The 26,424-nt window shown below is 68.5% G+C and carries 23 protein-coding genes and 4 pseudogenes; 12 read left to right on the top strand and 15 right to left on the bottom strand.

The genetic code is table 11. From position 1 onward, the window contains the following. Positions 1–583: 583 nt before the first annotated feature. The 6 genes from ACEXOX_RS15270 to ACEXOX_RS15245 form a co-directional block, all read right to left on the bottom strand. On the bottom strand, positions 584–1,420 hold the full coding sequence (locus ACEXOX_RS15270) for a hypothetical protein (RefSeq protein WP_406521182.1): 837 nt from the start codon (positions 1,418–1,420) through the stop codon (positions 584–586). A 376-nt stretch (positions 1,421–1,796) separates the two neighbouring features. Further along, complete coding sequence (locus tag ACEXOX_RS15265; RefSeq protein ID WP_406521180.1) at positions 1,797–2,954, bottom strand: caspase domain-containing protein; 1,158 nt, start codon at positions 2,952–2,954, stop codon at positions 1,797–1,799. Next, entirely contained in the window at positions 2,951–3,316 is a 366-nt protein-coding gene (locus ACEXOX_RS15260; protein ID WP_406521178.1) for a hypothetical protein, read from the bottom strand. The genes ACEXOX_RS15265 and ACEXOX_RS15260 overlap by 4 nt, the downstream gene beginning before the upstream one ends. 122 nt (positions 3,317–3,438) lie before the next feature. Further along, positions 3,439–4,443, bottom strand: coding sequence for a tyrosine-type recombinase/integrase (locus ACEXOX_RS15255; protein ID WP_406521176.1), 1,005 nt, complete (start codon positions 4,441–4,443; stop codon positions 3,439–3,441). Further along, positions 4,344–4,715, bottom strand: a complete 372-nt coding sequence (locus ACEXOX_RS15250) for a hypothetical protein (RefSeq protein WP_406521175.1) — start codon at positions 4,713–4,715, stop codon at positions 4,344–4,346. Before ACEXOX_RS15250 ends, ACEXOX_RS15255 begins: the two co-directional genes overlap by 100 nt. Further along, a complete protein-coding gene (locus ACEXOX_RS15245) occupies positions 4,708–5,025 on the bottom strand; it encodes a helix-turn-helix domain-containing protein (RefSeq protein WP_406521173.1) in 318 nt (105 codons plus the stop codon). The genes ACEXOX_RS15250 and ACEXOX_RS15245 overlap by 8 nt, the downstream gene beginning before the upstream one ends. A gap of 424 nt (positions 5,026–5,449) precedes the next feature. On the opposite strand from ACEXOX_RS15245, the gene ACEXOX_RS15240 reads away from it, so the two are divergent. From ACEXOX_RS15240 to ACEXOX_RS15225, 4 genes and pseudogenes are all read left to right on the top strand, one after another. Next, positions 5,450–5,680: a helix-turn-helix transcriptional regulator gene (locus ACEXOX_RS15240; RefSeq protein WP_406521171.1), complete on the top strand. Its 231-nt coding sequence runs from the start codon at positions 5,450–5,452 to the stop codon at positions 5,678–5,680. Positions 5,681–6,392: 712 nt separating this feature from the next. Then, a pseudogene (locus ACEXOX_RS15235) lies at positions 6,393–7,544 on the top strand (DUF3631 domain-containing protein); the annotation flags it as partial. A 399-nt stretch (positions 7,545–7,943) separates the two neighbouring features. Then, positions 7,944–8,426: a plasmid mobilization relaxosome protein MobC gene (mobC, locus tag ACEXOX_RS15230; protein WP_406521169.1), complete on the top strand. Its 483-nt coding sequence runs from the start codon at positions 7,944–7,946 to the stop codon at positions 8,424–8,426. Continuing rightward, positions 8,416–10,094: pseudogene (locus ACEXOX_RS15225) on the top strand (relaxase/mobilization nuclease domain-containing protein). Before mobC ends, ACEXOX_RS15225 begins: the two are co-directional and overlap by 11 nt. 90 nt (positions 10,095–10,184) lie before the next feature. Here the strand turns inward: ACEXOX_RS15225 and ACEXOX_RS15220 are convergent. The 4 genes and pseudogenes from ACEXOX_RS15220 to ACEXOX_RS15205 all read right to left on the bottom strand — a co-directional run bounded on the left by ACEXOX_RS15220 (position 10,185) and on the right by ACEXOX_RS15205 (position 13,246). Next, positions 10,185–10,762, bottom strand: a pseudogene (locus ACEXOX_RS15220) (HAD domain-containing protein). Between the two features lie 34 nt (positions 10,763–10,796). After that, positions 10,797–11,489, bottom strand: a complete 693-nt coding sequence (locus ACEXOX_RS15215; protein ID WP_406521167.1) for a class I SAM-dependent methyltransferase — start codon at positions 11,487–11,489, stop codon at positions 10,797–10,799. Beyond that, positions 11,490–12,401 (bottom strand): aminoglycoside phosphotransferase family protein, encoded by a 912-nt coding sequence (locus ACEXOX_RS15210; RefSeq protein WP_406521166.1) that lies wholly within the window; start codon positions 12,399–12,401, stop codon positions 11,490–11,492. It lies immediately after the preceding gene. A gap of 95 nt (positions 12,402–12,496) precedes the next feature. Beyond that, positions 12,497–13,246, bottom strand: a complete 750-nt coding sequence (locus ACEXOX_RS15205; protein ID WP_406521164.1) for a hypothetical protein — start codon at positions 13,244–13,246, stop codon at positions 12,497–12,499. Positions 13,247–13,465: 219 nt separating this feature from the next. Between ACEXOX_RS15205 and ACEXOX_RS15200 the strand changes: the two are divergent. From ACEXOX_RS15200 to ACEXOX_RS15175, 6 genes and pseudogenes are all read left to right on the top strand, one after another. Then, positions 13,466–14,119: pseudogene (locus ACEXOX_RS15200) on the top strand (tetratricopeptide repeat protein); the annotation flags it as partial. A gap of 112 nt (positions 14,120–14,231) precedes the next feature. Then, entirely contained in the window at positions 14,232–15,449 is a 1,218-nt protein-coding gene (locus ACEXOX_RS15195; RefSeq protein ID WP_406521162.1) for a tyrosine-type recombinase/integrase, read from the top strand. After that, entirely contained in the window at positions 15,410–15,697 is a 288-nt protein-coding gene (locus tag ACEXOX_RS15190; RefSeq protein WP_406521160.1) for a hypothetical protein, read from the top strand. Before ACEXOX_RS15195 ends, ACEXOX_RS15190 begins: the two co-directional genes overlap by 40 nt. Next, a complete protein-coding gene (locus tag ACEXOX_RS15185) occupies positions 15,697–17,433 on the top strand; it encodes a hypothetical protein (RefSeq protein ID WP_406521159.1) in 1,737 nt (578 codons plus the stop codon). Before ACEXOX_RS15190 ends, ACEXOX_RS15185 begins: the two co-directional genes overlap by 1 nt. After that, the gene (locus ACEXOX_RS15180; RefSeq protein WP_406521158.1) at positions 17,430–19,694 is read left to right on the top strand and encodes a site-specific integrase; all 2,265 of its coding nucleotides are present in this window, start codon (positions 17,430–17,432) and stop codon (positions 19,692–19,694) included. The genes ACEXOX_RS15185 and ACEXOX_RS15180 overlap by 4 nt, the downstream gene beginning before the upstream one ends. Before the next feature lies 1 nt (position 19,695). Further along, positions 19,696–20,178, top strand: a complete 483-nt coding sequence (locus tag ACEXOX_RS15175) for a hypothetical protein (protein WP_406521156.1) — start codon at positions 19,696–19,698, stop codon at positions 20,176–20,178. 28 nt (positions 20,179–20,206) lie between these two features. Here the strand turns inward: ACEXOX_RS15175 and ACEXOX_RS15170 are convergent, their stop codons facing one another. Genes ACEXOX_RS15170 through ACEXOX_RS15150 form a run of 5 tightly spaced genes read right to left on the bottom strand, consistent with a single transcriptional unit; the run spans position 20,207 to position 24,728 of the window. After that, positions 20,207–20,731 carry an AAA family ATPase gene (locus tag ACEXOX_RS15170; RefSeq protein ID WP_406521154.1) on the bottom strand — a complete coding sequence of 175 codons (525 nt, stop codon included), beginning with the start codon at positions 20,729–20,731 and terminating at the stop codon, positions 20,207–20,209. A gap of 48 nt (positions 20,732–20,779) precedes the next feature. Further along, positions 20,780–21,646: a glycosyltransferase family 2 protein gene (locus ACEXOX_RS15165; RefSeq protein WP_406521153.1), complete on the bottom strand. Its 867-nt coding sequence runs from the start codon at positions 21,644–21,646 to the stop codon at positions 20,780–20,782. Next, the gene (locus tag ACEXOX_RS15160; RefSeq protein WP_406521151.1) at positions 21,647–22,876 is read right to left on the bottom strand and encodes a glycosyltransferase; all 1,230 of its coding nucleotides are present in this window, start codon (positions 22,874–22,876) and stop codon (positions 21,647–21,649) included. Next, positions 22,873–23,577 (bottom strand): hypothetical protein, encoded by a 705-nt coding sequence (locus tag ACEXOX_RS15155; RefSeq protein ID WP_406521149.1) that lies wholly within the window; start codon positions 23,575–23,577, stop codon positions 22,873–22,875. The genes ACEXOX_RS15160 and ACEXOX_RS15155 overlap by 4 nt, the downstream gene beginning before the upstream one ends. Then, positions 23,574–24,728 (bottom strand): glycosyltransferase family 1 protein, encoded by a 1,155-nt coding sequence (locus tag ACEXOX_RS15150; RefSeq protein WP_406521148.1) that lies wholly within the window; start codon positions 24,726–24,728, stop codon positions 23,574–23,576. The genes ACEXOX_RS15155 and ACEXOX_RS15150 overlap by 4 nt, the downstream gene beginning before the upstream one ends. Positions 24,729–24,873: 145 nt before the next feature. Between ACEXOX_RS15150 and ACEXOX_RS15145 the strand changes: the two genes are divergently transcribed. Next, a complete protein-coding gene (locus ACEXOX_RS15145) occupies positions 24,874–25,848 on the top strand; it encodes a multiprotein-bridging factor 1 family protein (protein ID WP_406521146.1) in 975 nt (324 codons plus the stop codon). Then, positions 25,845–26,408: a peptide deformylase gene (locus ACEXOX_RS15140; RefSeq protein ID WP_406521145.1), complete on the top strand. Its 564-nt coding sequence runs from the start codon at positions 25,845–25,847 to the stop codon at positions 26,406–26,408. Before ACEXOX_RS15145 ends, ACEXOX_RS15140 begins: the two co-directional genes overlap by 4 nt. The last annotated feature ends 16 nt before the right edge of the window (positions 26,409–26,424 follow it).

Raw genomic sequence — 26,424 nt, 5'->3', positions numbered from 1 at the left:
TATCGCGGACCAGTAGGAAGTGTCAGTTGATTAGAGGGCCGGCCCGGTAGAGCTTCCCTACGTCATGAGAAGGGTCGGACTCCCGGCAAAACTGTGAGGGCTGCTTCTAAGACTGGGAAGCAGCCCTCGCAGGCACTTTCTGGCACCGAGTCAGGTAACTCGCGAAGTACGGCTGGGTGCATGCTCTGACGTGCACAGGTGGCCTGATGGCGAGGAGCCAGGCGCACATGCTTGGGGGAGAGGCAGGCAGACCGCACGCTGGCGCGGTGCCGCAGCTTCGCTCCTGACCGCTCTGGATGACAGCTCTACGGGAGCAGACACGCGAGTGGGCCGGGCTCGTCGTAGTTGGACGTGAGGTGCGGCACGCGATGAGGATGCACATCAGCGCTGGCAGCTGCGGCTACCGCTCTGGTCAGGGACTTACTTTTGGCTGTGCAGCATGCTCAGGGTCGACCGTGTGCCCGGTACTCGGTGGCGAGTCCCGGGGGTCTGCAAAGCAAGCCGGCCCCGCCGTGCAGAACCCCACACGGCCTCTCGTTCCCAAACAGCATCCCCGCCGACATGATGGTCGGCTGTGAACGAGTTAGTGATTGCTCTCGTGGCAGCAGTGTTCGGGCTGGCGGGCACCGTGCTGGGGGCTGTCGTCGCGGCACGAGCGACGAAAGCCGGAGCCGACAAGAACGCCGAGACCGTTCGGCGGCAAGTAGAGGACCAAGCGACTGCCGAGCATTCCCATTGGCTGAGGCAGCAACGGCTCAACGCGTATGAAGGGTTCCTCGAAGCCTGAGATGAGTGCCTCCGCCTCACCCAGGCTCCCGGCGATGGTGACCCGGCGAGCGCAGATCCACTGAAAGAGGCCGCTGGCCGCATGGCGGAGCGGGCGAGACGCATCGCGCTCTTGGGGCCGCCCGAGGTTACTCAGGCGGCTGAGAACCTGGCCGAGACGATGCAGCAAGACGTCGATGCCACTGCCAAGTTCGCTCAGGCGGCAGAGGCCGGGCACTCGGCCATGGACGAGCGCCCAGCCGATGTCGATGCTCTTCAAACGACCATGGAGCACTTCGAGGAACGCGCGGGACAGCTGCAAGAACTTCTGTCTACTGCCCATGAGCGCGGCGAGAGCCTCGACGGTCACCCGCTTCTGTCGGAGGTGCTGGAGAGTGCTGACCAAAATCAGGCTGCTTTCCAGGAAGCGCTCGGAGACCTTCAGGCGAACTCCGATCAGTTGTCCGCCCTTGTAGATCAAGCCGCAACGGTGGTTGATCTGATCATGCGTAACCAGGTAGCACGCGAACTCAGCCGTCAGCAGTTCACGGCTGCGGCGCGTCAGGCCCTCGGTACCCCGCCCCTGTCCGAGAAACCATGAACATCCGACAGAAGGTGCAGCTTGCTTGGTCTCTCCGGCACCGATGAGGCTCACCGCCCGTACGTGCGAGCTGCACGCTGACGCCAGGGCTGAGCATGCCGTTGCAGGTCGGCAAGCACGGCGCGAGCGTCATATGCCGACCAGATCCAGCCGCTGTCCTCAAATCGCCGGTCGCCGAAACCTGCCCTCTGCCACACTCCAGAACTGACGTACCAAGCACTGAAACGGGGGTATCGGCGCAATGGCGCAGACGAGGAAGGGCTACTACCGGGCGGGGCACTACGTGAGGCCGTCGTCGGTCTCCAGCCAGGCCAAAAAGCCAGCTGCATGGGTGATCGTGGTCGGAGCGATCTTGCTGATCGCTACTTGGAACACTCTCTTCGGAGGTGAGGGCGACAAGTCGACGCCCGAACCGAAGCGGACGACTCAGTCAGCCACGGAGTCTCCGTCGCGCTAGCCGGCGGAACGCTCGACTCCAACCAGACGACGTGCGGGTGTTGTGGGCAGGGTCGCGTCTCTCTGCGGGCTCAGTTGCTTCGGCCTCAGCGGCTGCTGACCGTAGACGTTCCCACGCCTGGTGCCAGTCGTTCAACAGCTCTTCCGGCATGCCGCAGGCGGTCAGGTAGGTCCCGGTCGTCTTCCATGCCCTTGGCAGACCCTTGCGGTTGAGGAGGTTGCTGACCGTTCCGACGGAGATCTGTCCGCCGGAACGGTGACTGACGGCAGCGTGAGTGAGGCCACTGACCACACGTACTTGCCTCAGCGCAGAGAAGAATCCTTCAACGGTCCGGATAGCGGCAGGGTCTGGCCATGAGCGGAGTTCAGTCCGACTTCTGTCGGTGCCCCTCGCCACCGGGGTCCGGCTGAATGCGGGGTTCCAGCCCAGCGCGAGCTGACCGTTGCTGTTTCGCTCTCGTCCTTGCGGGACAGGGCGGCCCTTCTCTGACAGCGTCTTCCTCAACTGCCGAAATACGCTGTCAAGGTCCAGCTTCTCGGGGCCTCCTGCGATACCGGTGTTAAGGATCGCTAGTAGTTCTCCCGTGAACGCCGTATGGGTCTCTCCGGGCGGGGCGAGTGCCTGGCGGGTCTCCGAGGCCGCAGCGAGCAGGTATGTCCCTTCGACATCGGCCTGGGCAGCCAGTTCCGAGGGCCCCATCGTTCCCAGGGCGAGCCCTCCGTAGCAGCAGTCGAGTATGACGACGACTCGCTCCGCCCGTCCCTCCAGCAGTGCACGGCGAAGCCAGTCGTATGGAATCCCCGTTTCCACCCGTTGCTGTCTGGATTGAGGCAGCCCCAGGTAGAGCTCGCCCTCTGGGGTGACCAGACCATGCCCCGCGTAATACACGAGCAACGTGTCCCTGGCCGTCGCGCCGGCACTCCGCACGGCATCCATTACGGTCACCGCGCTGGCCGGGTTGGAGAGGACAGTGCAGTTGTCCTGATCAAGGCTCCACGATGTAGGTCCGGAGAGCACCTCGGCCAAGGAGCTGAGGTTATTGGAAACGGCAGGAAGGTCTTCGAGGAACTCGTACGTGTTCGTTCCGATCAGTACCGCCTTCGAGGCGCCGGGGTCCGGCAGTACGCTCAACTCTCCGTGCCCCTCTGGCTGTCTCCCTGCCCCTCCTGGAGGAGGCGGATGATCCGCTCGATCTGTTCCTCGCTGCAGTCGGTCAGGGCGTCGGCAAGGTCGTTGCGCCGTACCGTGACCCGCGAGGCCCGCGGCCGTGTCCGCTTCCAAGCGGCGAGCGCCAGCGCGAAGTTCGCGGCGTTCCATCCGTTGTCAGTGATCAACTGCAAGACGTCGGCCGCTGCCCCCATCTCGCCCTCGCGCGGTGCTCGTTCGCGCATCTCCAGGGTGGCAGTACGACGGATCTCAGGTTCTCTGCGAAGCCAATTGAGCAGCGAACGGAGTTCATCGTCTGCTGGCTCGACACTAACCTCAACGCGCATGTGATCCCCCATCGTGTACTCCGGGCCGTAGTACTCACAATCATGTTCGGGTATGGCCGGAACGCGAGGGGGCGTCTTCGCGCAACCTTCCCGGTGAGACCCGGAATCAGGCGTGGAAGAGACTATGCAGCGACTCGATATCGTCGGCCGATCGCCCTGCGCGCCTTCTCGGCCGCGTCGCCTACTCGATGGACATAACGGCGCAGGGTGAAGGCGGGATCCTCGTGGCCAAGCAGGTCGGCCAGCGTGTAGACGTCCACGCCCTCCTTGATCGCTTTCGAGGCGAACAGGTGACGCAGGGCGTGCATCATCTTGTCGCGGCACTCCTCCCACTTGCGGCCCTTGCCGACCGGCTTGTCGTTCACCGCCTTGATGGCGTCGCTCGCCTCCAAGGCCGCCTTCCAGAGGTAGTTGAAGTAGTTCTTGTTGAGCGCCTTGCGCTCGCGTGTGGTGAACATGAGGCGCACGGTGACCAGCTCGCCGTCCTTTTCCAGCCATGGCAGCGTGACCTCGACCGCGGGAAACTCCCGCATGTGCGCGCGTAGGAGCGTCGCCAGATCCTCGTCGAGAGGGGCCCGGCGGTCCTTCGGGTCGTCCTTGGCACCGCCCTTGGGTGGCGCGAAGACAAGCGTGCCGCGGTGATGCGTGATCTGGCGGCAGATGTGGACGGTCTTGTCGTCCTCCGACCAGTCCACGTCGTCCGGGCTGAAGCCGAATATCTCGCCCTGCCGCATCCCGAGGCCACGACCACAGTCGACCGCAGCCTGGTAGCGATCCGGCAGGTGCTTGCGCAGGTCGTCCGTCTGCTCCCGTGAGAGCGGCACGTCCTTGGACGCCTTCTTCGACCGCCTGGGCTTCACGCGTTTGACGGATCCGGTGTCGCAAGGGTTCTTCGGGATCAGGTCGTCGTCCACCGCCATGGTGAGGATGGAGGACAGGTGGGTGAAGACCAGGCCGACGGTGGTGCCGTCGAGCACCTGTAGCCGGCGTTTGATCCACGTCTGGACCGTGGACGCCTTGACCTGCCTCAGCTTGAGATCTCCCAGGGGCCCGATGATGTGGTTCCGGACGCGGGACTCGTACTGGTGATACGTCCGGGGTTGCTGAACGTCTGGTTCGCCAGCCACTGCTTGGCGACCGTCTTGAACAGCGTGTCGCCGTTCTTCGGGGCGATGTACGTACCGTCGTCGACGGCCCCGCGCATCCGCGTCAGGTGCTGGCGCGCGTCCTCGTAGCGATCAAAACTTTCGCTTTGCTGCTGCCCGTCGGGGTCACGCCACCGCGCCAGCCAGCGCTTTCCGCGCCCGTGCTCACTGGACGGGACCTTGCCGTGGGCCCTGCACTTCTCCTCGCCGGGTTGCGGCCGCTTCTTGTGCCAGCGGTCGTACGGCTCAGCCAAGGAGGGCCTCCTGCACGAGGTTGAGGGGCTGAGCTGCGGAGCGGGAGGTGACGCCGAGCTCCGTCCACCGGGGCAGAAGGGCAGCCGGGGGTATGCCGAGGGCGGCGGCGATGGTGACGAGGTCGTCGATGTCGCAGCGGCGGCGGGCGCGCTCGGTGCGACTGAGGGCGATGTTGGTCAGTGGCCGACCCAGTGCGGTGCAGCGTTGGGCGAGCTGGTTCTGGGAGAGATCACGCGCCAGGCGCAGGCTCTCAATGGCGCGGGCGGCCTGGCTTCCGGCCGGACCTATTTCGATGGGTCGTGTTGCCATGACAGAAAGCTGTAACTCGAATTACCGGGCCGTGGCAAGTGGTGACTCTGAAAATTTCCATAACTCGCATCCGACGGGTAATTCGAGAGTCGGGATGAGCGATTCAGTGAAGCCGGAATTTTGTGCTATGGTCCCGCGTCGCCGCTGCGGCGACAGGCATCGCCGCTCGTCACAGCACCCTCCTGGCCTCGTGGTTCTCTCTGGGAGGGTTGATCGGTTCCGCCCGGACCTTCCGGTGGTAATCGGTCAGGTGGGACTCTGATTTTTCGGCGATGAAGATCAACAGGGGATTTGCTTTTACGGTGACAGTCCAGTCGGCGATGTGCCGTTTGGTGGGGCCGCGAAAGCTCTGCACAATGCCGCTGGATGCGGCAGGAAAACTGTGGTCATCATGTCCAGCCCCCTAATCCCGTGAAGGAGACCCATGCCCCGAAACCCTCGCCCCGCAATCGCTACCGGCAGCACGAGCCGCACCCCGCTGGCCACGCCGGAGGAGGTCGCCGCCTACCTCGGTGTGCCGGTGAAGACCCTCTATCAGTGGCGGCACCGCCGTACGGGCCCGAACACCCTCAAGGTCGGCCGCCACCTGCGCTACCGCTGGCCGGAGGTGGACGAATGGCTCGCAGCCCAGGCCACGTACGACCTCACGGCCTGACCGGCACCGAAACAGTGCGGCCCCCGGCGCGCCAACGCCGAGGGCCGGCTCCCCAACTCGCTGCCCTTTCCTGAACAAACGAACCGGTGAGAGGCGGGGCTTCGCCCGCCCTGCTTCTCACCAGAGAGGAACATCCATGGGCGACTCTACGTCCCCCGCTGCTTCGAACACATCCTCCAAGGTCGTGTGGCCGTAGGTCGCGGTCCCCGGTCAGGGCATTCCCGGGCGCCGTCCGGACGAGCTCGACATACAGTCCCCTGTAGTGCGGACCACGGGCCAACCGGACCACGGCGTTGGTCCGCAGCCATCCGAGGGCGCGGACCGATCCGTCGACGAGGCGCGGACCACGCTACCGACTCCGTTCCAGACCGCCGCAGGAGCAGACAAGAAGCAGGTCAGCGACGCGCGGACCGGACCACGGGCCGCGGACCACACCGGTCCCGGCGGACCAGATCGCCTCCCGAGTGCGGACCAGGGCTCTGGTCTCGGTCCGCTGGTTCCGGATGCGGGCATCGATCCTCACGACACGAGCGGTGCACCAGAAGACTGCGATGGTGACCGTGGTCCCCACCAGCCACTGCGGACCAGCGGCCCTGCGGCGGAGACCGCGCAGCGCGGAACCGTGGCCGCCCCTGACGCCGGGCAGGAGGACGGAGGCCACGACGGTGCCGGCGTCGAGGCGACCGGTGACGGGGCCACACTGCTGGACGAGTTGCGGTCGGCGATCGGCCGGTACGTGGTGGCGCCGAGCGAGGAGGCACTGACCGCGGTCACCCTGTGGGTGGCGGCCTCCCACATTCAGCCCGCCCTGCAGCACGCGCCCCGCCTCGCGGTGGTCGCGGCGACCAAGGGGGCCGGCAAGTCCCGCGTCCTGGACGTGCTCCACGAGACCGTCCACCAGCCGATGATGACCGTGAACACCTCCCCGGCGGTGGTCTTCAGGGTCATCGGCAAGAACCCGCCCACGCTGCTGGTGGACGAGGCCGACACCATCTTCGGCCCCAAGGCGGGTGACAAGGAGGACCTGCGTGGCCTGCTGAACGCCGGGCACCAGCGCAACCGGCCCGCCTGGCGCATCTCCGGACCAGAACACAAGCCCACCCCGTATCCGACCTTCGCCATGGCCGCGATCGCGGGGATCGGCGACCTGCCGGACACGATCATGGACCGGGCGGTCGTGCTGCGGATGCAGAAGCGCAAGCCCGGCGAGAAGATCACCCCGTTCCGCTCGCGCTACGCCAAGCCCGAACTCAACGCGCTGCGCGACGGGCTGGCCGCCTGGCTGGGGCCGCTGCGCGGGACGGCCGCCCGTATGGTGCCAAGGATGCCGGTCGAAGACCGGGCCGCGGACACCTGGGAGCCGTTGGTCATCGTCGCTGACCTGGCCGGTGGTCACTGGCCGGACAAGGCCCGCGCGGCCTGCCTCATGATGACCCGGTACGAGGCCGTCCAGGACGAGCAGAGCAGCCTGAAGACGCGACTGCTGCGTGACATCCACCGCATCTTCGCCGAGAACCAGGACCCTGAGGTCCTGGCCACGCAGGATCTGGTTGCTGCTCTGATCCAAGATGTGGATGGCCCGTGGGCGGAGTATGGCACCAAGGGCCTGAACGCCTACCACCTGGGCAACCTGCTGCGGGATTTCGGCATCAGCTCGGCCAATTACCGGTTCACCAAGGACAAGCAGGCCAAGGCATACATGCGCAACCGCTTCCTCGACGCCTGGGCCCGCCACTGCCCCGATCTCACTGAGACCGCGCCCGAACCGGCACACGGCGCCGCGCCCGCGCGCTCGGTGGTACACACGCTGCCGCCCGTCGGACCTCCAGGGAATTTCCCGGCCCCGAGCGCGCCCGCTGACCCCAGCCTGAGTCCGTATCACTGCGTCGCATCCGTCCCCGCGCAGGTCAGCGCGGGGACGGATCGCCTTTCCGGGACGCATCTCTCCGTACCTGTCCGTGTGTCCGTACCTGTGCTGACCAGCCCTGCGACGGATGCAACGGACGTGACACCACCAACGCACATGCCACCGGAGCACCACCATGCACGACAACCGCACCAACGACTCCACCCCTTCGCGCCGCCGCAGGGGATGGTTCGGCCTGGGCCGACGAACAGCAGCAAGTTGGAGCGAACGAGCCTCTAACGAGGCTTCGTCCGCGCTTGCCCCCGCCCCTGGGGTGGCGGAGGAGGAAGCCGGGCGCCAGCGGACGCCCGAGCCAGGGGAGGGGTGGCCCAGCCCAACGCTGTCCCTTCCGGCACTGTGCCTGTCGAGCCGCCTGCCGACGCCGCGCCGCCCGTCGAGACCCCCTCGTGGCGCGAGCCCGACGCCCCGACCCTGCCCGCGCTGATGAACCGCAAGCGCACCACCGAGAAGCGCGACCAGGACAAGACCATCCGCTTCACCCCCACCGCGGTCCGCATCATCGCTGCGGAGGCTTCGCGGCGCGGTCAGAAGTTCGCCGGGTTCGTCGGCGACGCCGCACTCGCCGTCGCCCTAGGCCAGACCACCCTGACCGGCAGCCCGGAAGACGACCCGGCCCGCCCCGTGGTGGAGGCCGTCGAGGCGCACGTCACCGCGCTCAACCGCATCGGCAACAACCTCAACCAGATCACCATGGCCATCAACAGCGGAACCATCCCCGACCAGGCCGAGGCCGTACTCGACCACGTAGGTCGGGCCATCGAGCGCAGCTACCAGTTGACGGACAAGCTCATGGAGGAAGGTGCCGCGCGTGGTGCCTGATGTATCCACCGGCTCCGACACCCGCGGCCTGATCAAGTACCTGTTCGACAAGGGGCGGCGCGAGGAACACACCGACCCGCACATCGTGGCCGCCTGGGACATGGCCGGCGCCCCCGACCCCGGCCGTGACCGGCGTGCCACCTTCAGCCTGCTCGCCAAGCGCCTCGACCACCACGTCGACCTGCGCACACGCGAACTCGGCACCAAGCCACCCAAGCACGTGTGGCACTGCCCGGTGCGCACCGCGCCCGGTGACCGCTACCTGAGCGATGTCGAGTGGGCCGAGGTCGCCCGTCGCGTCGTCGCCGCCGCTGGCATTGCCCCCGAAGGAGACGCCCAGGCATGCCGGTGGATCGCCGTGCGGCACGCGGATGACCACATTCACATCCTGGCCACCACCGTCCGCGCCGACGGCCGCCGCCCGCGTACGAACCGGGACGGTTGGCGAGCCCAGAAGGAGTGCCGGAAAATCGAGACCGAGTACGGCCTACGCCGCCTCAAGTCCGGCGACCTGACCGCCCCCAAGACGCCCACCGGGGCGGAGCGGGCCAAGGCCGAGCGGCAAGGTCAGGAGGTGACCGCGCGGGAGTGGCTGCGCGAACGCGCGTACGCGGTTGCCGCCGCTGTCCAGAGCACCGACGACTACTTCACCGTCCTTACCTCGCTCGGCATCCAGGTCAGGCCGCGCATCAGCGCCAGGACCGGCGAGGTAGACGGCTACAGTCTGGCTGCCCCCGGCGACACCGTTTTCTTCGGTGGTTCCGAACTCGCCCCCGACCTGTCGTACAAGCGCCTGGCCGAACGCCTCCCCGGCCAGAAGATCGCTGACCGTCCGCAACCGGCGGCGGATCCGGCCGACCCGTGGCGTCGCACCGCATCAGCCGTCCGCGCAGCCCACACCGTGCTCGAAACGGGTGACGCCGCTACCGCCCAGGGCCACCTGGACGCCTTCGCCGACACCCTGCACAATCTGGCCCGCGTCACACCCCCGGCCCGCACCGAGCCGAACTGCAAGCGGCGGCACAGGCGTTCAACCGGGCCCGCCGCTCGTCAATCCGAGCCGACCACCAGGCTGCTACTGAGCTTCGCCAAGCCGCCAAGGAACTCGTCTACGCTCCCGACGTTCCGGGCGGAGTCGCCATCGCTCTCGTATTCACCGCCCTGCACCTGGCCCGTGCCGCTGCCCGGTGGCACGAGCAGCGCGGCCACGAGCAGCAGGCCGCTGCGGCCGAAGAAGCCTTCCACCACTTGCAGGAGGGCTACCGCCAAGCCGCCGAGCCCGCCCTGGCAGACCTCGCCCAACGTGTCCCGCGCCCCCAGACCACCCAGCGCTTTGAGGCCACCGTGCGTCAGGCCCTCCCCGACCACTCTGACCGCATCATTACCGACCCCGCCTGGCCCGCCCTGACCACCACCCTTGCCATGACCGAAAGCGCCGGCCACAACGCCCACCGCCTCCTCGCCGAGGTGGCCGCCCGCCGGGAACTCGACACGGCTGAACGCCCCGCCGAAGTCCTCAACTGGCGCATCACCGTCCAACCCAACAAGCGCGCACAGGCAGCACAGAAACGAAGTGCCTTCCGCGGCACTTCGCCCATGCCGATCGCACTGCGACCTCCGGCCACAGCGGTAAACACGAGGCCCGATGAACGTGGTCGTCATCGATAGCGGTACCTCCAGTCGGTATCGCTGAGTTCCGACCTGATGCCCTCGCCGCTACGAGCGGGGAGGGCATCAGCGCTTCCTGACGAATCTCTGTCACGCGGCTTCGGCGCCGTGCGGCGTGTCCGCCGCGCCGGTCCGTGCGCTTCGCAGCTGCGCCGCCCACGCCGTGATCTGGGTGAGGTGTTCGAGGAGCAGCCCGACATGAGGGTCAGGCTGTACCAGGAGGGTCGTCAGCCCGCCAGCGGTACGTTCTGCGGCCCAGGTGTGGTCGAGGCTGGTGAAGTCGTCGTCGATCCAGGCGACCGGTGCGTCACCGAGCCAGCTGTCGACGTAGTCGCGTTTCCACAGGTAGCCGTTGGGGTGGCTGGTCGTGATCTGTGGGCGGGGAAGGTCGACGTACGGGAGGGGCGGGAGGCCGAGCAAGGGCCCGATCATGGTGGCGGCGTCCTGGCGCCAGCTCGTGCACCAGACCGGCACGAAGAGTTCAGCGCGGATGAGGTCCAGGAGCATGGAGCCGTGGGCTGGGTTCAGCCAGACCGTGACGGGCTGGTCAGGGTTCCGGCCGGCCGGGAGGACGTCGTGGCGGTCGTGGGTTGCCGGGGTGGTCCCGTCCGGGGAGGAAAGGGGATCAGGACGCCGTCGATGTCCATGAGTAAGTAGGGCAGGCGCATCGGTACCTCCGGGTAGGTGGGTGAGGCGTGTGGGTCAGCCCTTGCGTGCGGTGATGAGGAGCGTGGTCGGGCAGGAGCCGCTGCGAGAGCCGTAGAACTCCTGAGCCGCGGTGAGCCGCAGACCAGCACGGTCCAGGTGGGTGGCCCAGCGGTTGGTGTCGAACTCCCAGCGGGCGATCGGCAGGCGGGAGCCATCAGGTACCGCGACGTAGTCCCGGAGCGGCCGGTCATCGAGGGAGGGACGTCGCCCTCCCCGAGCGGGGTGCGGTACGGAGAAGGCCAGGATGCGGCCTGGGCGCAGACGGTCTGCGATGGCCGGCAGCAGGAGCTTGGGGTCGACGAGGCCAACGGCGCCGAAGACGGAGTAGATCGCGTCGTAGCGGTCCTCTCCGGCCTCCAGATAGTGGAGCGCGTGGCCGGCGGCGAAGGTGACGCTGGCCAGGCGCCCGTAATGGGATCGGGCACGACGGACCTGGAGGCCGACGAGGTCCACGCCGGTAGCTATGGCCGCTCGTCGGGCGGCGAGGTAGGCGACATTGTGCCCGGGGCCGCAGCCGAGTTCCAGGACCCGCATGCGCCGCAGGTCCGTGCCGAGGATTTCCGAGCCGGGGCCGAGTCCCGGTCGGGTGGTCCATTCCATGCGGCGGGGGACGGGCAGGGGCTGTGCGGGTTTGTGCTGGGTGCGTTGGAGGGCGTGGGCGTGCCAGGGGGAGGCTTGGGCCAGCATCTAGACCTCCAGGAGCTGGAGGATGTCGGTGAGGTGGCGGCGGACGACCTTGATGTAGGCGGGGTCGGTGGCCGGGTCGTTGATCCAGCGGATGGACTGCTCCATGAACCACTCCATGGCCCACATCCGGTGCCATCCCAGCGCCCATGCCTCCGCCGACAGCCCACCACGTCGGGCCAGGGCGTCGGGAGATCCGCCCTGGACCGCGTACGTCTCCAGGAAGGCGCGCAGGCGTGCGGGGTCGGGGGTGTCGATGGTGCCGTGCCAGCTGGCGAGGTCGAGCAAGCCAGGACCGGTGAAGGCGCGGGCGAAGTCCAGCAGCCGCCAACCATGGTGGCCGAGGTGGAGGCTGGTGGGGTGGAACTCGGAGTGCACCCAGCCGAAGGGAGCGATAGCCGCGCCCTCTGCCCGCGTGTCGGCGGCCTTGGCGATCTGCCCCAGGCCGGTTTCGATGTCGTCAGTGTCCTGCCAGCGTCCGGCCCCGCGCAGGTGCCCGAGATGGTCCAGGGCTCGAAGAGGTAGTTCTCGAAACCCCTTCTCATCCAGCGTCGTCAGTGCGTGTGCCGGCTCTGCTCCGTGCAAGGCAACCGCGGCAACGGCACCGTCGAGGCTGTCGGCCTCACGGACCGGCTCGCCGAGGTCTTCCAGCAGCATGCCGAGCCAGCCCTCACGTACGGCCGAGGCGTGGACCTGCGGCACGGGTACGCCGCAGGTGTGGGCCAGGCGAAGGGCCTGGTCCTCGCGGTCGAACGGTCGTTGGGCGTACTTGAAGATGGCTGTGCTCCTGTCGGGAAAGGTCAGCCGTTCGACGCCGGACATCGACCACACCCGTACCTTCGCCCGCTGCGGTGCGGGTTGGGTGGTGAGGGTGCACAGGTCGGTGAGCAGTTCGGCGATCAGGGTCTCGTCCATGGGCGGTGCTCCGGTCGGTGAGGTGAGCTGGTGGTGTCCGGGGCGGGCGAAGACGGCCGGCCCGCCCCGGAGCCGTACGGGTGCCGCGAGAGCGGTTACGCGGCCGGGGTCACGCGGTGGGCGTAGACCCGTTCGATCCACCCGGCCTTGAAGGCGGCCAAGTCCTCGCAGAAGGTGGCCATCGACGCACCGTAGGGCGCGACGACGCCACCGGACTGGTCCGGCACGGACTGGCAGCCGTGCACCAGCCGCCCGCCGAGCGCGGCATGCGCCTTGATGGACTCGATCCGGCGGTGCTCGTTGAACCAACCTCCGTGGTAGACCTCGTCGAGCAGGCCGCCCATCGCCTCGTCGAGGTCGAAGACGACGGAGGTGGCGGCCGGGAAGAACCAGCACGGGCCGACATTGGAGATGCGCCCGTCCAGCTCCACCTTGTTCAGCGCCATCAGTGTTGCGGCCTCGCGCAGCATCCGCAGATGCGCCGCGGTGACCTGCGGCAGGCCCAGACCCGCCAGGTGCTCCTCGCGGAAGAGGTAGGCGTACACCTCGTACGCGGTGGCCAGCACGCGGGCCGCGTCCGAGGTGGACTCGGCGTGCTCCTTGATGAACTCCAGTGCCAGCTGCTCGACCGCGCTCTCCGCGGTCTCCTCGACGGGCAGCAGCCGGGACTTCACCAGCTCCCAGTCGGCGACGAGCCAGCTCGCGGACTCGAATCGGAAGAAGTACTCGGCCGGGTCGATGGTGATGCGTCGGCCCTCGACCTGGATGCCGGACAGGCGGCTCCAGCGCGGATCGAATGCCTCGGGCAGCTCGACCGTGATGGCCGCGGTATTGATGATGGTCACCGTGTCTCCGTCTCTCATCAGACGGGCCGGGGCATAGGAATGCCCGGGCCCATGGCGGTGTACGGAACTGCGGGAGCCGCCCGGCCGAGGGGGAGCCTGAAACACGGTCTTGCCGTTCCGGGCGGCTGCGAATAAGTGAACCGCCCGCCACACACAGTGGGTACGGTGGTGAGGGGGCCGAGGGGTATACACGGTTTACAGCTCTGGATCGGAGAGGCCGTGGCAGCGCCCAGAGAACCCAACGCACGCCTGCGCGAGACCATCGAGGCCATCGGCTGCACATACGAGGCGCTGGCCAAGGACGTCCGCCGCATCGCCGCTGAGAACGGCGAGATCGTCAACACCAATAAGTCGGGCGTCTCCCACTGGGTGAACGGCATCCGGCGCCCCTCCGGCCGGATCCCGCAATACGTCGCCGAGGCGCTCTCCCGGCGCGCCGGTCGCACCATCACCCCTACCGACATCGGCTTGCTAGCCGCCGAAACACCCGCCCGCGGCGACGCTGACCCGGTGATTGCGGCAACCGAACTCGGCAGAGCTGATGTCGAGCGCCGCCGCTTCCTCGCGGTCGCCACCTTCACCACAGCCGGCGTCGCCATGCCACTGGGCTACGACCATGAGGCCACCTCCCGCATGCTCCGCGCCAGGACCACCACCACCGTGGTCGGCGCGGAGGACGTCGAGGTGGTCCGGCAGATCACTGCCGCCTTCAGCGCCGCCGACGAACGCCTCGGTGGCGGCCACGGGCTGACAACTGTCACCGCCTACCTCTCCGACACCGCCGCGCCGATGCTCCGTGCCCGCTTCCCCGCCGAAGACGTACGCCGTGCCGCCTTCGGCGCGGTCGCCGAACTCGCCTACCTCGCGGGCTTTGTTGCTGCTTAGTTGCAGTGTCTCTTTGGGCGCCCTGGGAGGGCGCCGAGCCGCTTGACAAGCGAGTTTGGGGGTTGCTTGTGATCGTGTCTCATAACTACTCTCCTGCCCCATGCATCAAGCGATCTACTCCGGACAGGAGTGGGAATCCTGGGGCCTCGCCGCACGCCCGGTGATCCCCGAAGGCATGCCCGTCCTGATCGACGACGACCTGCTGTTCGAGGACGCCGGTGTTCCACGGCCTGCCGTCGCGGTCAACCGCTGGCTCCGGGAATTGCCCGCCAACGGGGCCCCTGCGCCGAAGACATGGCGGTACTACGCACAGATACTCCGGGAGTGGATGGCGTTCCTCGCGGAGCGCGGGGTGTCGCTGTTCGGCGAACGCCCTGCTTTGAAGGCCGCGTTGAGCGCCTACGCCGTACACCGCTCGTGCGGCCCGCTGGACGCCCGGTTCGAGGCAACGACCTGGAACCAGCACATGAGCGTGCTGAGCGGCTTCTACCGATGGGCCGTCGCCGAGGGGTACGCGGTCGCGGAGCCCTTCACCTACAAGCAGGCGCAGACCTCATACGGGGACGTCGCCCAGGTCCAACTGGCCAATCAGGCCCGTCGCCGCACGCCGAAGCCCCATGTGACGATCAAGTACCTGGAGGCCGACTTCGCAGAGCTCTTCCTCAAGGCCCTGGCGGGCCTGGCGCCCGACGGCACGGAGGATGTCTCCTACCGGGGCCGGGAGTTGGAGCGCAATGCCGCGGTGGGGCGTCTCGCGTTGTCCACGGGCCTGCGCCGCCAGGAGTTCACGCACTTGCTGGCGGTCGAGATTCCGCCGCTCCCTCGTAAGCGATCGCCGTTGCCGGTCCCGTTCCCGGTGCCCGCAGGGGTGACCAAAGGCCGGAAGTTCCGTACGACGTGGATCGACTACGACGCCCTCGCGGAAGTGCACCGATACTTGCGACTGACCCGGCCCTTGGCGGCGGACGGCTCTCCGTGGCAGCCGCCCATGAGCTGGGGGAGCCGCTGGTCGTTACCCGGGCAGATGCCCGAGGCGGCCGGGTCAACGGCGTTCGGGTTGCCTGGGATGCCCTGCGGCCGGCCGAACGTCGTCGTCTGGTGGCGCCTGACGGCGGTTCGATGCTGCTGGCGGTGCGTCCGGACGGCGGACCGTTCACTGCGTGGCCCACAGTTTTCGCCCGTGCCTCCGAGCGGATCCGTGAACGCTTCGAGCCGCGGTTCCCGCATGTTCATCCCCATCGGCTCCGCCATTCCTTCTCGATCAGGACCCTTGAACAGATGGTCAGCGGCTACTACGCGCAGGCGGCCCGGATGGTGAAGGAGACCGATGCCGATGCCGCGCTGAAGCTCTACCTGTCCAAGGCCGACCCGCTGATGGTGCTGCGGGACCTCCTTGGTCACTCTTCAGTGCTCACCACGGAGTCGTACCTGCGGCGCTTGGACATGACCCGCATCTACCGCGACGCCTACGAACAGTCCGGCTGTGAACTCGGCCTCGGGGGCGAGCAGGCCGCCGCGGACCGTGAGGCGGATAGCGAGTTCGACGATGAATGCGAGGACTTCTGATGTCGGCCGAGATGATCGATGCCCCGCTGGGCCTCTCCTGCGCCTTCACCCGAGGTACGCACGCTGTGATTCCGGTCGAGGACGGCCACAATCCGCAGCTGGCCCGCGAACTGTTGACAGGGCTGCTGTCGCTGATCCATCCGCACGGCCGCCTTGATTCCCAGCAGAGCGTCCAGCGTTTCACGCGCGCGATCTCGTGGTTCACCGAGACGCTCTCCGACGAGGGCTACACCGGCGGGGCCGCCGGGTTGACCCGCGCGCGGTTGGCCCAGGCGTGGTGGGGCAGCGAACACCGTCGCGAGACGGCGATCCGTAAGATGCTCGCCGCCTTCGATGACGCATATCCCACGCTCGCGCCCGAAGTCCGGGAGTTCGTCGACGGCCGGGTCTTCAACTATGCGAAGGACTACGCACCGCTGGTCCCCTACGACGAAGGAGAATGGCGGCAGTTGGAGGAGCTGTGCCGAGACGCGGTCAAGGAGTCGTACGCGAAGCATCGCCGGGCCCTGGAAGCGGCTGAGCGCGGCCAGGACCCGGTCGAGCACGGCTGGACCTTCGAGAACGTGTGCTGGCTGCTCGCACGCAAGGGGCCCGTCAGCGCGTCTGAGCTCGCGCTGTCGTACGGCTGGCCGGTCTGGAAGGTGAGTGAGAAGTACCGGGGGCTGCACCATGTCAGCGCGGCGCTGTTCCCCGACTCCGAGGTGGCGATCGGCTACCAGCTGCTGTTCAGCGTCTACACCGGAATCGTTCCCGACGGCATCGGTGGCCTTGACCTCGATGGCGTGGAGTGGGCCGGAGACAGCACGATCCTCCTGAGCTATCTCAAGGGCCGCACCGCGACAGAGAGCCTCACCCTCAACCGCCGGGCGGTGCGGTTGCTGGAACAGTGGCTTCGGCACTCAGCTCCATTGCGGGAGTTCGCGCCGGAGGAACGGCGAGGCGAGATGTGGCTGCGGCAGCAACTGCGGTACGGCCGCCTGGATCGCTGGCAGAGCGAGCCCATCCAGCACACCAGCTTCAACACCTGGCTCGCACGGCGGCGCACGGCCGAAAGCGACGGACTACCGAAGAGCATCCACCGGCACCGCATCCGCACGACGTTCGAGTCCCTACGGGACCGGCAGGCGTGGTTCGGCAGCACCAGAGCCACCGTCGATCCGAACCACAGCCCGCAGATCGAGGGCGACCGCTACTTGGCCGCACCCACCGTGGCCCAGCGCGACGACATCGACACGCTCATCGAGACAGCCCAGGCCGACCTCCTCCGCAAGGCACATCCACCCCAGGTGATGACCGACGACGAGATCGCCGACTTCGCCGGGAGCTTCCCGCAACTGGTGAAGGAGCTGGAACTCGACGAGGCGGCCATCGCCGAACTCACCGGCGGCCAGCGCGATGTCTTCGTCGCGGCCTGCGCCGATCCTCTCTCGGGGCAGCACGGCCCGGCGGGCAAACCCTGCCCCGCGAGGCCCTGGGTCTGCCTGCTGTGCCCACTCGCCGTCTTCGCACCGCGTCACGCACCGAACCTGCTGCGGCTCAACGCCTACTTCACCCGTCAGTGGCAGCAGATGCAGGCCACGCACTTCATGGCCGTCTTCGGCCCGTACGCCCAGCGCATCGACGAAGTCCTCGACGCCTTCCGCAACCAGGCTCCCGACCTTCTGGTGACCGCTGCCGCCGAGGTCGCCGACACCGACGACGAACTGCCGCTCCTGCCGGAGGAACGCACCGCATGAACGTCATCAGCAACCTCGACCCACACCACGAACGGGAAGCGTCGCCCTTCGCAGGGTGCGATGTGTGCCAGACCTGCGGATTCGAGCAGCCCTCCGGGGCGCCGTCGTTCGTCTTCGAGCAGGACGTATGGGACTTCACCCACGTCATAGGACTGCCCGCCTACCTTCAGCGAAGCTCGCTGATCCTGGACTTCGCCTCGATCGCCAACCCTCGCTGGCGGCGCGTGGCCAAGGAGTTCGTGCTCGCGCTCATGGCGCCGGACCACGAACACGTACGGACGCTCGCCCAGGCGAACCGAACTCCTCGGACCCTGACCACCTGTGCCCTCAAGTTCGATGCACTGGTCAGATGGCTGAACTGGCTCACTGAACAGGGCGTTACCGCACTGCACGAGGTGACCGACCAGCTCTGCTTCGCGTTCGTGATGGAGCGGGCCCAGCGCCGGAACAAGGACGGCAAGGTCGTGGGGCGCCAGGAGAGTGTGGCCGCCGCTGCCGCCCAGACGATTGCCGATGTGGTCCGCTACAACGAGCTGTTCACCACGGACCAATTCGCCGAGGGACTCCGGCCGTTCAACGGGCAGCCGGGAACGATCGTGGCAGGGAAGAAGCGGCCGGCCAACGGGGAGAACTCGACCCCCGTCGTGTCGCCGGAGGTCTTACAGCCCTTGCTCGCGGCCTGCCTCTACATGGTGCAGAGCTTGGGCCCGCATGTGGTCGAGTTCGTCGGCCAGGTCGCCGATGCGCGCCGAGAGCGCGACTTGCTGGCGAGGCCCGTCTACGTCAGGGACGGGAGGCGAACCCCCAAGACGGACGGCAAGCCCGGAGGGGCCCAGTGCCCGCTGGACGGCCCGACCCGAGAGGTTCTCCTCGCCGCCATCGAGCACCGCATCGCCGAGGGCAGACCCCTGGACCGGTTGCCTTCACACCAGATCGCAAGGCGACGCAACAACGGCACCCTGGCCTCCACCGATCCATTGCTGCCTGTCAACTTCTCCGCCGTGGCCAGGGACGCCGGCATCGGAAGTTTCCCGATGCCCTGGGTGAGCCTTCTGCGCGAGGACTTGGAACGGGCCGTGGCCGCGGTCGGCGTCGAGGCGCCGTTCGGCCGTGATGCGGTGCACGTGCCGAGGGCAGATGCCCAGGGAAGCGTCCCTTGGACAGCGCCACTGGGCGAGTTGGACGCGAGCCCGCTGGTCGCGCGCATGCGGTCGGCATGCCTGTTGCTGACCGCGGCCGTCAGCGGAATGAGAGCCAGCGAGCTCGCCGAGCTCCTGGTGGGATGTCGACGACCGCCGCAGGAGTCCTACCGGGGGCTGCGGCGCTTCCGCATCGGCGGCAAGCTCATCAAGGGCCAGGGACTTGGCGGCACCGACGACGAATGGGTGGTGACCGAGGAGGTCTACGAGGCCATCGCACTGGCCGAGAGCCTCCACGACTCCTCCGGCCCGCACCTGTTCACGGTGTCCGGGTTCGCCTCCGCCTACAAGAGCTTCCGGCGCTGGGTGAACGGTCAGGCCGGCCAGCGACTCGGACTCGCGCCGATCCCCGACGGACCGGTGAATCTGCGCATGCTCAGAAGATCGCTCGCCGTCGAACTCGCCTACCGCCCCGGCGGCCTCCTCGCCGCGAAGATCCACCTGAAGCACGTGTCGGTCGTCACCACCGAGGGCTACGCGAACCGTCCCGGCGGATCGCAGTCCCGATTCCTCGCGGAGGTCGGCAAGGAGGAGGAGAAGCGGAACCTCTCCATCGTCACCGAGGAGTGGGAGAACGCCCGCGCGGGGATCAAGCCGTCCGGCCCTGGAGCCCGTGACCTGCTGGAGTTCTTCCGGAGCGTGGACGGCAAGCTCGACGACCAGCTGCAGACAGCGCCAAACGTGATCACCAATGATCAGCAAGTCCGCGGCATGCTCACGAAACGAGCCAAGACCCTGCACCTGGGGACCGCGAACTACTGCTGGTTCACCGACCCCGCCAAGGCTCTGTGCCTGAAACTCGCGGGGACACCCACCGCAGACCGACCGCTGATCGGCATGTGCGACTCGGCTCGCTGCCCGCAAGCCACCCATCACCCCCGCCATCGCCCGGTCTGGGAGAAGACCATCGAGCAGAGCAAGGTGTTCATCGGGATGCTAGGGCGCGGACAGAAGGCCGAACGCGCCCGGTTGGAGGCGGAGTTGACCCGCGCGGAGAAGGTCCTCTCGGAGATCGATGCCGCCAGCGAGGGGCCGACAGCCGCGGCCGGGACGGAGGACTGAGATGGGACGTCTGACGGCGGAGACCCGCGCCCGGAACGAAGAGGCGATCCGGGCGGCGATGGACCGGCTGCTGGCCGGAGCGATCCCGCCGGGCGGCGGGTGTGATCTCAAGACCCTGGCGGCCGAGGCCGGAGTGACCCGCACCGGCTTCTATCCGAAGGGAGATCGCCCAGGCCCCTACCAGCACCTCGCCGAGGAGTTCGAACGGCGGGTGAAGGACGCCCAGGCTGCCGGGATCGTCACGGATGCCAGGACATCCCAGATCGAGCGGTTGAAGGCCCAGGTCGCCGAGCTGAAGGAACGGCTCACCGAACGAGACGCAGATCTCGCCGGACTCACGGCTTTCAAGACCCTCGCGATCTCCCGGCTGGCCGCCCAGCACGAGGAGATCGAGCGGCTGAGGGAACAGGTCGCCGCAGGTGGCAACGTCAGCCGCCTGCCCGCCGCCCGTCCCGGCATGGCGCCGTACGGGTCGTGTAGCTGAACCGCTGCCCAGACCGAGGCCCGGCGGCCTACCGCCCTCGGGCCTCGGTGAGTGCCGTCACCAGCACGTCCAGGTCGCCGGTGTAGATGATCACGTCCTCGTCGGCGGTGGGGGGATCGAAGCGGGCGAAGAAGTCGTCCAGGGCCTCGGGTGTGACGGTCAGCGCGTTGGCGTCCTGGCGTGCGTTGCGCTCGGACAGGCGCCGCAACAGCTCGTCGCGGTCGGCGGGCAGGTAGACCACAACGGGCAGGCCGCCCGCTTCGCGGGCGGCCTGCCGCCAGACGTCGCGCTCGGCACGGCGCCACAGGCCGTGGTCCAGGACGACGTCGTTCCCGGCCTCGAGCTCCTTGCTGAACCGGTCCCGGATCGCTTCGACCACGGGCCGTTCACGCTCGAAGTAGGTGTGCTCGGGGTAGTCCACGCCGTACCGGCCATGCAGGCGGTGGACCTCCTCGTCCACGGACAGCCGGAGGTAGCCGCGGGCGGCCAGGGCCTGGGCGACGGTGGTCTTCCCGGAGCCGGTGAGGCCGGCCAGGAGTACGGCGAGGGGCACGTGGTCATCCTTCCGCGACATGCTGTCCGCGCGTGAGAGCGTCGTACGTCAATCCTGGCCGCTGTGGGCATGGGGACGCCAGGTGGTGAAGATGTTGCGGGCCTCGGAGGGCCAGCTGAAGGGCATCCGGTCCAGACTCACCCGGCGGAACGCGAACCGCGGATCGCTGGTGTTGATCACGCCGCCGTGTCGGCCGACGTGGGCCAGCAGGCGTCCGGCCTCGTCGCGGACGGCCGGAGTGTTTTCCTGCCAGGTGCCGGAGGCGAAGTGCTGGACCCTGCGGCGCAGGTCGTCCAGGACGCCCGAGCGCCACTTGAAATGGTGAACCGCACAGATGCGGTCGGCGTCCGGCCGGTGGCCCGGAGAGCGGTGGTTGCCGGAGGAGACGGTGACGTCGTGGCGGGCGAGGACGATCTTTCTCGGGTCGCCGTGCAGGAGCCGGTGGGTGAGGTGGCCGCCGAGGGGATAGGCGAGATCGAGGCCGTCTTCGGGCCTCCAGCCGGTCAGGCGTCCGCTGGCGGCGACGCGGTCGAGCATCAGACCGCCCACCACAGGTTTTCCGGACTTCTCGGCCTGGGCGATCACCTCGCTCAAAGGGGCGGGGTACTGCTGGAATTCATCAGCGTCGGCCAGCACGTGCCAGCCGGGACCGGCCCGGTGCCGCAGGGCGTCGCGGAGCTGGGTGTTGGTGTGCTCGTGCCACGGTCCGGTACTGGTGCCGGTGGGGATGATGCCCAGCTCGCGGCAGGCCGCCTGGAGGTCGTGCCGCTGGGCGTCGGGGACGTGGTCGGGGAAGTGGAAGGCGATCAGAAACCGCTCGATGCCCAGCAGCCGGTAGTGGCGGGCCCAGGCGGCCAGCAGCGGCGGCTCGACGGGGCCGACGACGGCGATCAGCGCGGGAAGCGTGCTCAGCATTCAGGACTCCTTCGTGCGCAAGGGGGCGAAGGTGTGGGTGAGGAAGTCGGCCTGCTCGGAGGCCGACCGCATCCCGAGCAGGCCCGGGGCCTCGAGCCCGGGGTAGTCGGGCGGCTGGCGGATGACGGTGTGCAGGGCATCTGCGAGGGCGTTCGGGTCGCCGGCGGGGAACGTCAGGGCCCAGGACTGGCCGTCCAGGCGGGTGGTGAGGGCGCCGTCGTGTTCGGAGACGACCAGGGGGACACCGAGGCGGGCGGCATCCATGACGAGCCCGGATTCCTTGCCGGTCCCCGGGCAGCGACTGACGAGGGCGGCGTCCGCGGCGGCGTACACCAGCCGCAGCACCGTCTCGCTGACCGGGCCGGGCACGGTATGCACCCGCAGGCCGGGCAGGGACCTCCACCGCTCAAGGACGGCCTCGTCGAGCGGGCTGCCGGTGACGACCAGGTGCAAGGGCTCCTTGAGCCGGTCCAGGGCGGCATCGACGACGGCGATGTCCTTGTAGGGCCACCAGCCGCCGACCATGCAAACCACCGCCTCGGAGGCGGGGATGTCGAACGCGGCCCGGCCTCCCTCACGTTCTGCGTCACTCAGGCGGCGGCCGTCGTCGACCGCGAAGGCACCCACTACCGCGGGCAGGTCGGCGAAGGCCGCAGCGAACTGATCGCCGACGGCCTGGGTCGGGTATACGGCGATCACCTGTTGCTCGCCCCGGCGGGCGAGGCGGCCCAGAAGCCGTACGACGGCGTCCTCGGTCGTGACCGCCTCGTGGACGAACCGCAGGTGCGGCTGCCCGCCCAGGAGAGCGGAAGCTCCGTGCAGGGCCTCGCTCGCGGTCAGGATCACTACCGCGTCGGCGCCGGACTCCAGCCGGCGGGCGGACCGCAGGGCGGACGCCTCGGCCAGGCAGCGGGCGATGAGGGTGATCTGGTGCGGGACCCTCCGCAGTCGGCGGGGCCAGCGGCGCGAGCCGAACACACGCTGTCCGGCCGTGGAGAGCCCGGCCGCCAGCCGGGAGACGGCCCCCAGCGCGGTCGCGACCGCTCCGGCCGGAGCCGTCACCAGCCGGGCGTCCGCCTCGTGCAGGGCACGTACCGACTCGGAGGCGATCCCGGGCGTGGCGATGACGAGGCTGCCGGGCCTCGCCCCGGCGAGGGCCGTCAGCGCGTGCTGGTGGTGCCCGCCCTGGCGGTTCGCGTAGGGCTCGATGAGTACGAGCGGGCCCGTCATCCGGACACCGCCTGGTCCCCGTGGGCGGCGGTGAACCTCTCCCGCAGCCAGGTGGGGTCGTTAAGGTGGTCGAACTGCTGCGGGTCACGCGCGGCCCGGCGGGCGAAATCGACGCCCTCGGTGGCCCCGGCGGCGGCGTAGGCGGCGAACTCGCCACTGCGGCTGAGCATCCAGGCATCGACGCGCTGGTGGGCGTCGTCGTCGGCCATGCCGTACTCGCTGCCGCGGGCGAACATCGCGCACTCGCGGAAACCGGCCTTCCAGGCGTGGAAGGGGCTCTGGTTGAACCGCGTGATCCCGGCGGTGTGCTCGGCGAATTCGATCCGGCCGGGCAGGGCGGCCAGTACGTCCACGGCGTCGCCCATCTCCCGCAGAGCACTGCGGCGGATCAGCTTCAGGCCGCCGTAGCCGTAGGTCAGGCCGTTGACCGGGTTGACCGCCCGCCACACCCGCATGGAGACGCCCTCGTCCAGAGGCTCGACGATGGCCACATCGAAGTCGGTGTCGATGGCGAAGTCCCCGTCGGCGAGGAAGAACTGCTCGCGCTCGACGACCTCGGCGCACAGCCGGTAGGCCCGGCGCATCCCGTGCACCCCGTGCAGGCGCTTGACCGTGCCGCCGAGCGTCCGCTGGAGCCGGGAGTGCAGGGAGTTGGCCATCGGCTCGTCGTAGGAGAGGAAGACGGCGTCGAAGCCGGTCACGAGATCGCCTCCAGGTAGCGGGCGGCGACCAGGGTGGGGGTGAAGTCGGTGGTGGAGGTGTGTGCCCGCTTGGCGTGGACGGCGTGGAACTCGTCGTCCGTGGCGAGCCGTTCGGCCAGGGCGATGGCTTCGTCCGGGGTGGTGAAGCACAGCTCGGGGTCGATGTGTTCGGCGAGCCAGCCCAGCTTCGGCGAGATGACCGGCAGGCCCATGCCCTGGCAGTCGATGACGCTCATCGACCACGGGCAGCCGGGCCGGAACGGGGCGATACCGAAGCGGGCGCCGGCCAGCAGGTTCTTGTAGCGGACGCGGTCGCCACGGTCGGAGACGACCTGGACGTGCGGCAGCGCGGCGAGCTTCTCGCGCATCTTCTCGGGGCTGTCGTCCAGGCCCTTGCGCTCGGCCCGGCGCTGGCCGAACAGGTCCATGACCCGCAGCCGCACGGTGCCGGAGGCGCTGAGCCCGCGGGCCAGGTCCACGAACTGCTCGGTGCCGTAGTGCGCGTACAGCCGGTGGTTGTAGACACCGATTGCCGTACCGGTCGTGGGCCGGACCGTGGAGGGGTCGCGGACCAGACGCTCGTCACGCGGCGCGGGCACCACCCGCAGCTTCTCGCCCAGGTCCACCGTCATCCGGGTGGCGGCGGCCGACACCCAGGAGGCGGCTGTGGAGGAGTGGACCATCACCCGGTCGCACGCGGCCAGGCCCGCGGCGAACGCCAGCAGCACCGGCCGCCCGAGCCCCGCGTCATCCAGCGACGGGTCGAGCAGCATCTGCCCGCCGCCCGCGAACGAGAACGGCAGGTAGTGGCAGTACCCGGCCAGCAGCGCATCCGACCCGGCCTCCAGCAGAGCCGTGCGAACGGCCGGGGCCTCCTCGATCTGGTTGGCCACCACCACATCCGGCTTCTCCGCACCGATCAGGGCCACCAACTCGTCGATGTCCGCCGAGAACCGGGCCCGGTACTTCGTCCCGGGCGCCTTCGTCTGGTGGAAACCGCAGCGGGCATCGCCGGCCGCGGCCGGGGCAGCAACCGTCACCTCGGCCCCGGCGTCCGCCAGGGACGGAGCCAACAGGTCCGCGAAGATCCACCCCGAATCCGCCGACAACCGGTCGGGGTTGGAGATGTTGAGCAGGTACAGCACGCGCATGGTTGCGTCGCCTCCCTTATCTGCCCGGAGGGTCGATCCGGGCCGCTGAGGGAAGGAAAACGGCGACGGACGTCGTGACGGGATGATGAACTTGGATCACTCACGGTTCATTCATGCTCACCAAGTGACGCGGAGCGGGGCTTCGATGGACGCGCACAGCGAGGAGATCACCGTCGAGCAGGCGGCCGAGGACTTCGCGGCCGAGGTGGCGCGCTGGCGGGAAGTACGCGGCATGTCCAAGCGGGCATTAGCGCTGGCCATGGGCTTTGACCCGTCGTACGTCAGCCACGTCGAGTCCGGCCGCCACAAGCCCACCGAGGAGTTCGCCCGGCTCGCCGACGAGCACCTGAACGCTGGGAAGGCGATCTGGCGGCGCTGGTGCGACTACGAGCAGGCCCGGACGAGGTCCCGGCGCCAACCCACGGCCCCACCGGCCCAGCGCAGGCACGAGCAGCCGTACGCCACCGGGTCCGCCCTCGTCGTCGAACACGACGCCGCCCGCCTCCAGTACGACGGCCACTCCTACCGCCTCACCATGAGGCGGCGGCTGCGAAACACCGGCGACGAACCGGTGACCCGCTACCTGATCCGCATCTCCGTCGACCGCTACCCCGGCGACCCCGAGCAGTCCAACGCCCACTACCGAGTCCACCCGCTGACCTGGGACGAACTCGACCTCACCGCCACCTGCCGCGGCGAGACGATGCGCTGGCAGGCCAAACACGATCGCGACGCCTTCAAGGAAGTCTGGCTGCTGTTCGACAACGAACACGGCCGCTTCCCGCTCTACCCCGGCGAATCCGTTTGGATCGAGTACGCCTACACCGTCGGCGACGATAAATGGGGCAATTGGTTCCAGCGGGCCGTCCGCCTGCCCACCGAACAACTCGAAGTCCAGCTCGCCTTCCCCGCCGCCCTCGGCCCCGTCGTGTGGGGCACCGAGACCTCCATGACCGCCGAAGCCTCACCCCTGCGGACCCCGCCCGTCCGCAGCGACGACGGTGAACTGAGGCAATTCACCTGGATCACGACCACGCCCGCCCTCCACGCTCGGTACCGTCTTGAGTGGAGGTTCCGGGCCCGGCCCGAACACAACACGGAACAAGGGGACTTCAGGTGATTGACGTGCGGCCCAGCCAGCAGATGCGAGACCTCGGAGTCGTCCAGCACGGCGCCGGCATCCTGGCCGAACCGGCCCGCGCCTTCACCCTGCCCGCCGAGCGCGACGACGCCGAGCGCATCACCGACGAACTGTTCGCCGCGATGGAACGGATCGGCCAGGTCCACCCCTTCGCCAAGGGCATGGGCATCGCCGCCCCGCAGATCGGCATCGGCCGCACCGCCGCCGTCGTCCAGCCGCCCGGCGACGCACCCGCCGTGATCCTGCTCAACCCGCGGATCACCGACCGCTCCGCAGAGCTGGACGAGCAGTACGAGGGCTGCCTGAGCTTCTTCGACGTCCGCGGCCTCGTCCCCCGCCCCCTGAAGATCACCGTCGAGACCATGGCCCTGACCGGCGAGACCGTCACCACCGTGTACGAGCGCGGTCTCGCCCGCCTCATCCACCACGAGATCGACCATCTCGACGGCCTGCTGTACACCGCCCGCATGAGGACCGGCGTCGACCCGATCCCGGTGGAGGAGTATCGCCAGACCGGCCGGGCCTGGGCCTACGAGTAGGCCGCACCGGGCGGGC

Source organism: Streptomyces sp. Ac-502, from assembly GCF_045222935.1.
GTDB classification, from domain to species: Bacteria; Actinomycetota; Actinomycetes; order Streptomycetales; family Streptomycetaceae; genus Streptomyces; species Streptomyces monomycini.
Note: the sequence above shows the minus strand (reverse complement) of the source record. Positions and strands in the feature narration are given on the sequence as shown.

Excerpts from the sequence above, each read along its gene's own strand:
- ACEXOX_RS15175 (WP_406521156.1), top strand. The coding sequence starts at position 19,696 with ATGGGACGTCTGACGGCGGAGACCCGCGCCCGGAACGAAGAGGCGATC.
- ACEXOX_RS15245 (WP_406521173.1), bottom strand. The coding sequence starts at position 5,025 with ATGGCAACACGACCCATCGAAATAGGTCCGGCCGGAAGCCAGGCCGCC.
- ACEXOX_RS15185 (WP_406521159.1), top strand. The coding sequence starts at position 15,697 with ATGTCGGCCGAGATGATCGATGCCCCGCTGGGCCTCTCCTGCGCCTTC.
- ACEXOX_RS15195 (WP_406521162.1), top strand. The coding sequence starts at position 14,232 with ATGCATCAAGCGATCTACTCCGGACAGGAGTGGGAATCCTGGGGCCTC.
- ACEXOX_RS15165 (WP_406521153.1), bottom strand. The coding sequence starts at position 21,646 with ATGCTGAGCACGCTTCCCGCGCTGATCGCCGTCGTCGGCCCCGTCGAG.
- ACEXOX_RS15260 (WP_406521178.1), bottom strand. The coding sequence starts at position 3,316 with ATGCGCGTTGAGGTTAGTGTCGAGCCAGCAGACGATGAACTCCGTTCG.
- ACEXOX_RS15215 (WP_406521167.1), bottom strand. The coding sequence starts at position 11,489 with ATGCTGGCCCAAGCCTCCCCCTGGCACGCCCACGCCCTCCAACGCACC.
- ACEXOX_RS15210 (WP_406521166.1), bottom strand. The coding sequence starts at position 12,401 with ATGGACGAGACCCTGATCGCCGAACTGCTCACCGACCTGTGCACCCTC.
- ACEXOX_RS15240 (WP_406521171.1), top strand. The coding sequence starts at position 5,450 with ATGCCCCGAAACCCTCGCCCCGCAATCGCTACCGGCAGCACGAGCCGC.
- ACEXOX_RS15150 (WP_406521148.1), bottom strand. The coding sequence starts at position 24,728 with ATGCGCGTGCTGTACCTGCTCAACATCTCCAACCCCGACCGGTTGTCG.
- ACEXOX_RS15190 (WP_406521160.1), top strand. The coding sequence starts at position 15,410 with ATGGTCAGCGGCTACTACGCGCAGGCGGCCCGGATGGTGAAGGAGACC.
- ACEXOX_RS15145 (WP_406521146.1), top strand. The coding sequence starts at position 24,874 with ATGGACGCGCACAGCGAGGAGATCACCGTCGAGCAGGCGGCCGAGGAC.
- ACEXOX_RS15180 (WP_406521158.1), top strand. The coding sequence starts at position 17,430 with ATGAACGTCATCAGCAACCTCGACCCACACCACGAACGGGAAGCGTCG.
- ACEXOX_RS15160 (WP_406521151.1), bottom strand. The coding sequence starts at position 22,876 with ATGACGGGCCCGCTCGTACTCATCGAGCCCTACGCGAACCGCCAGGGC.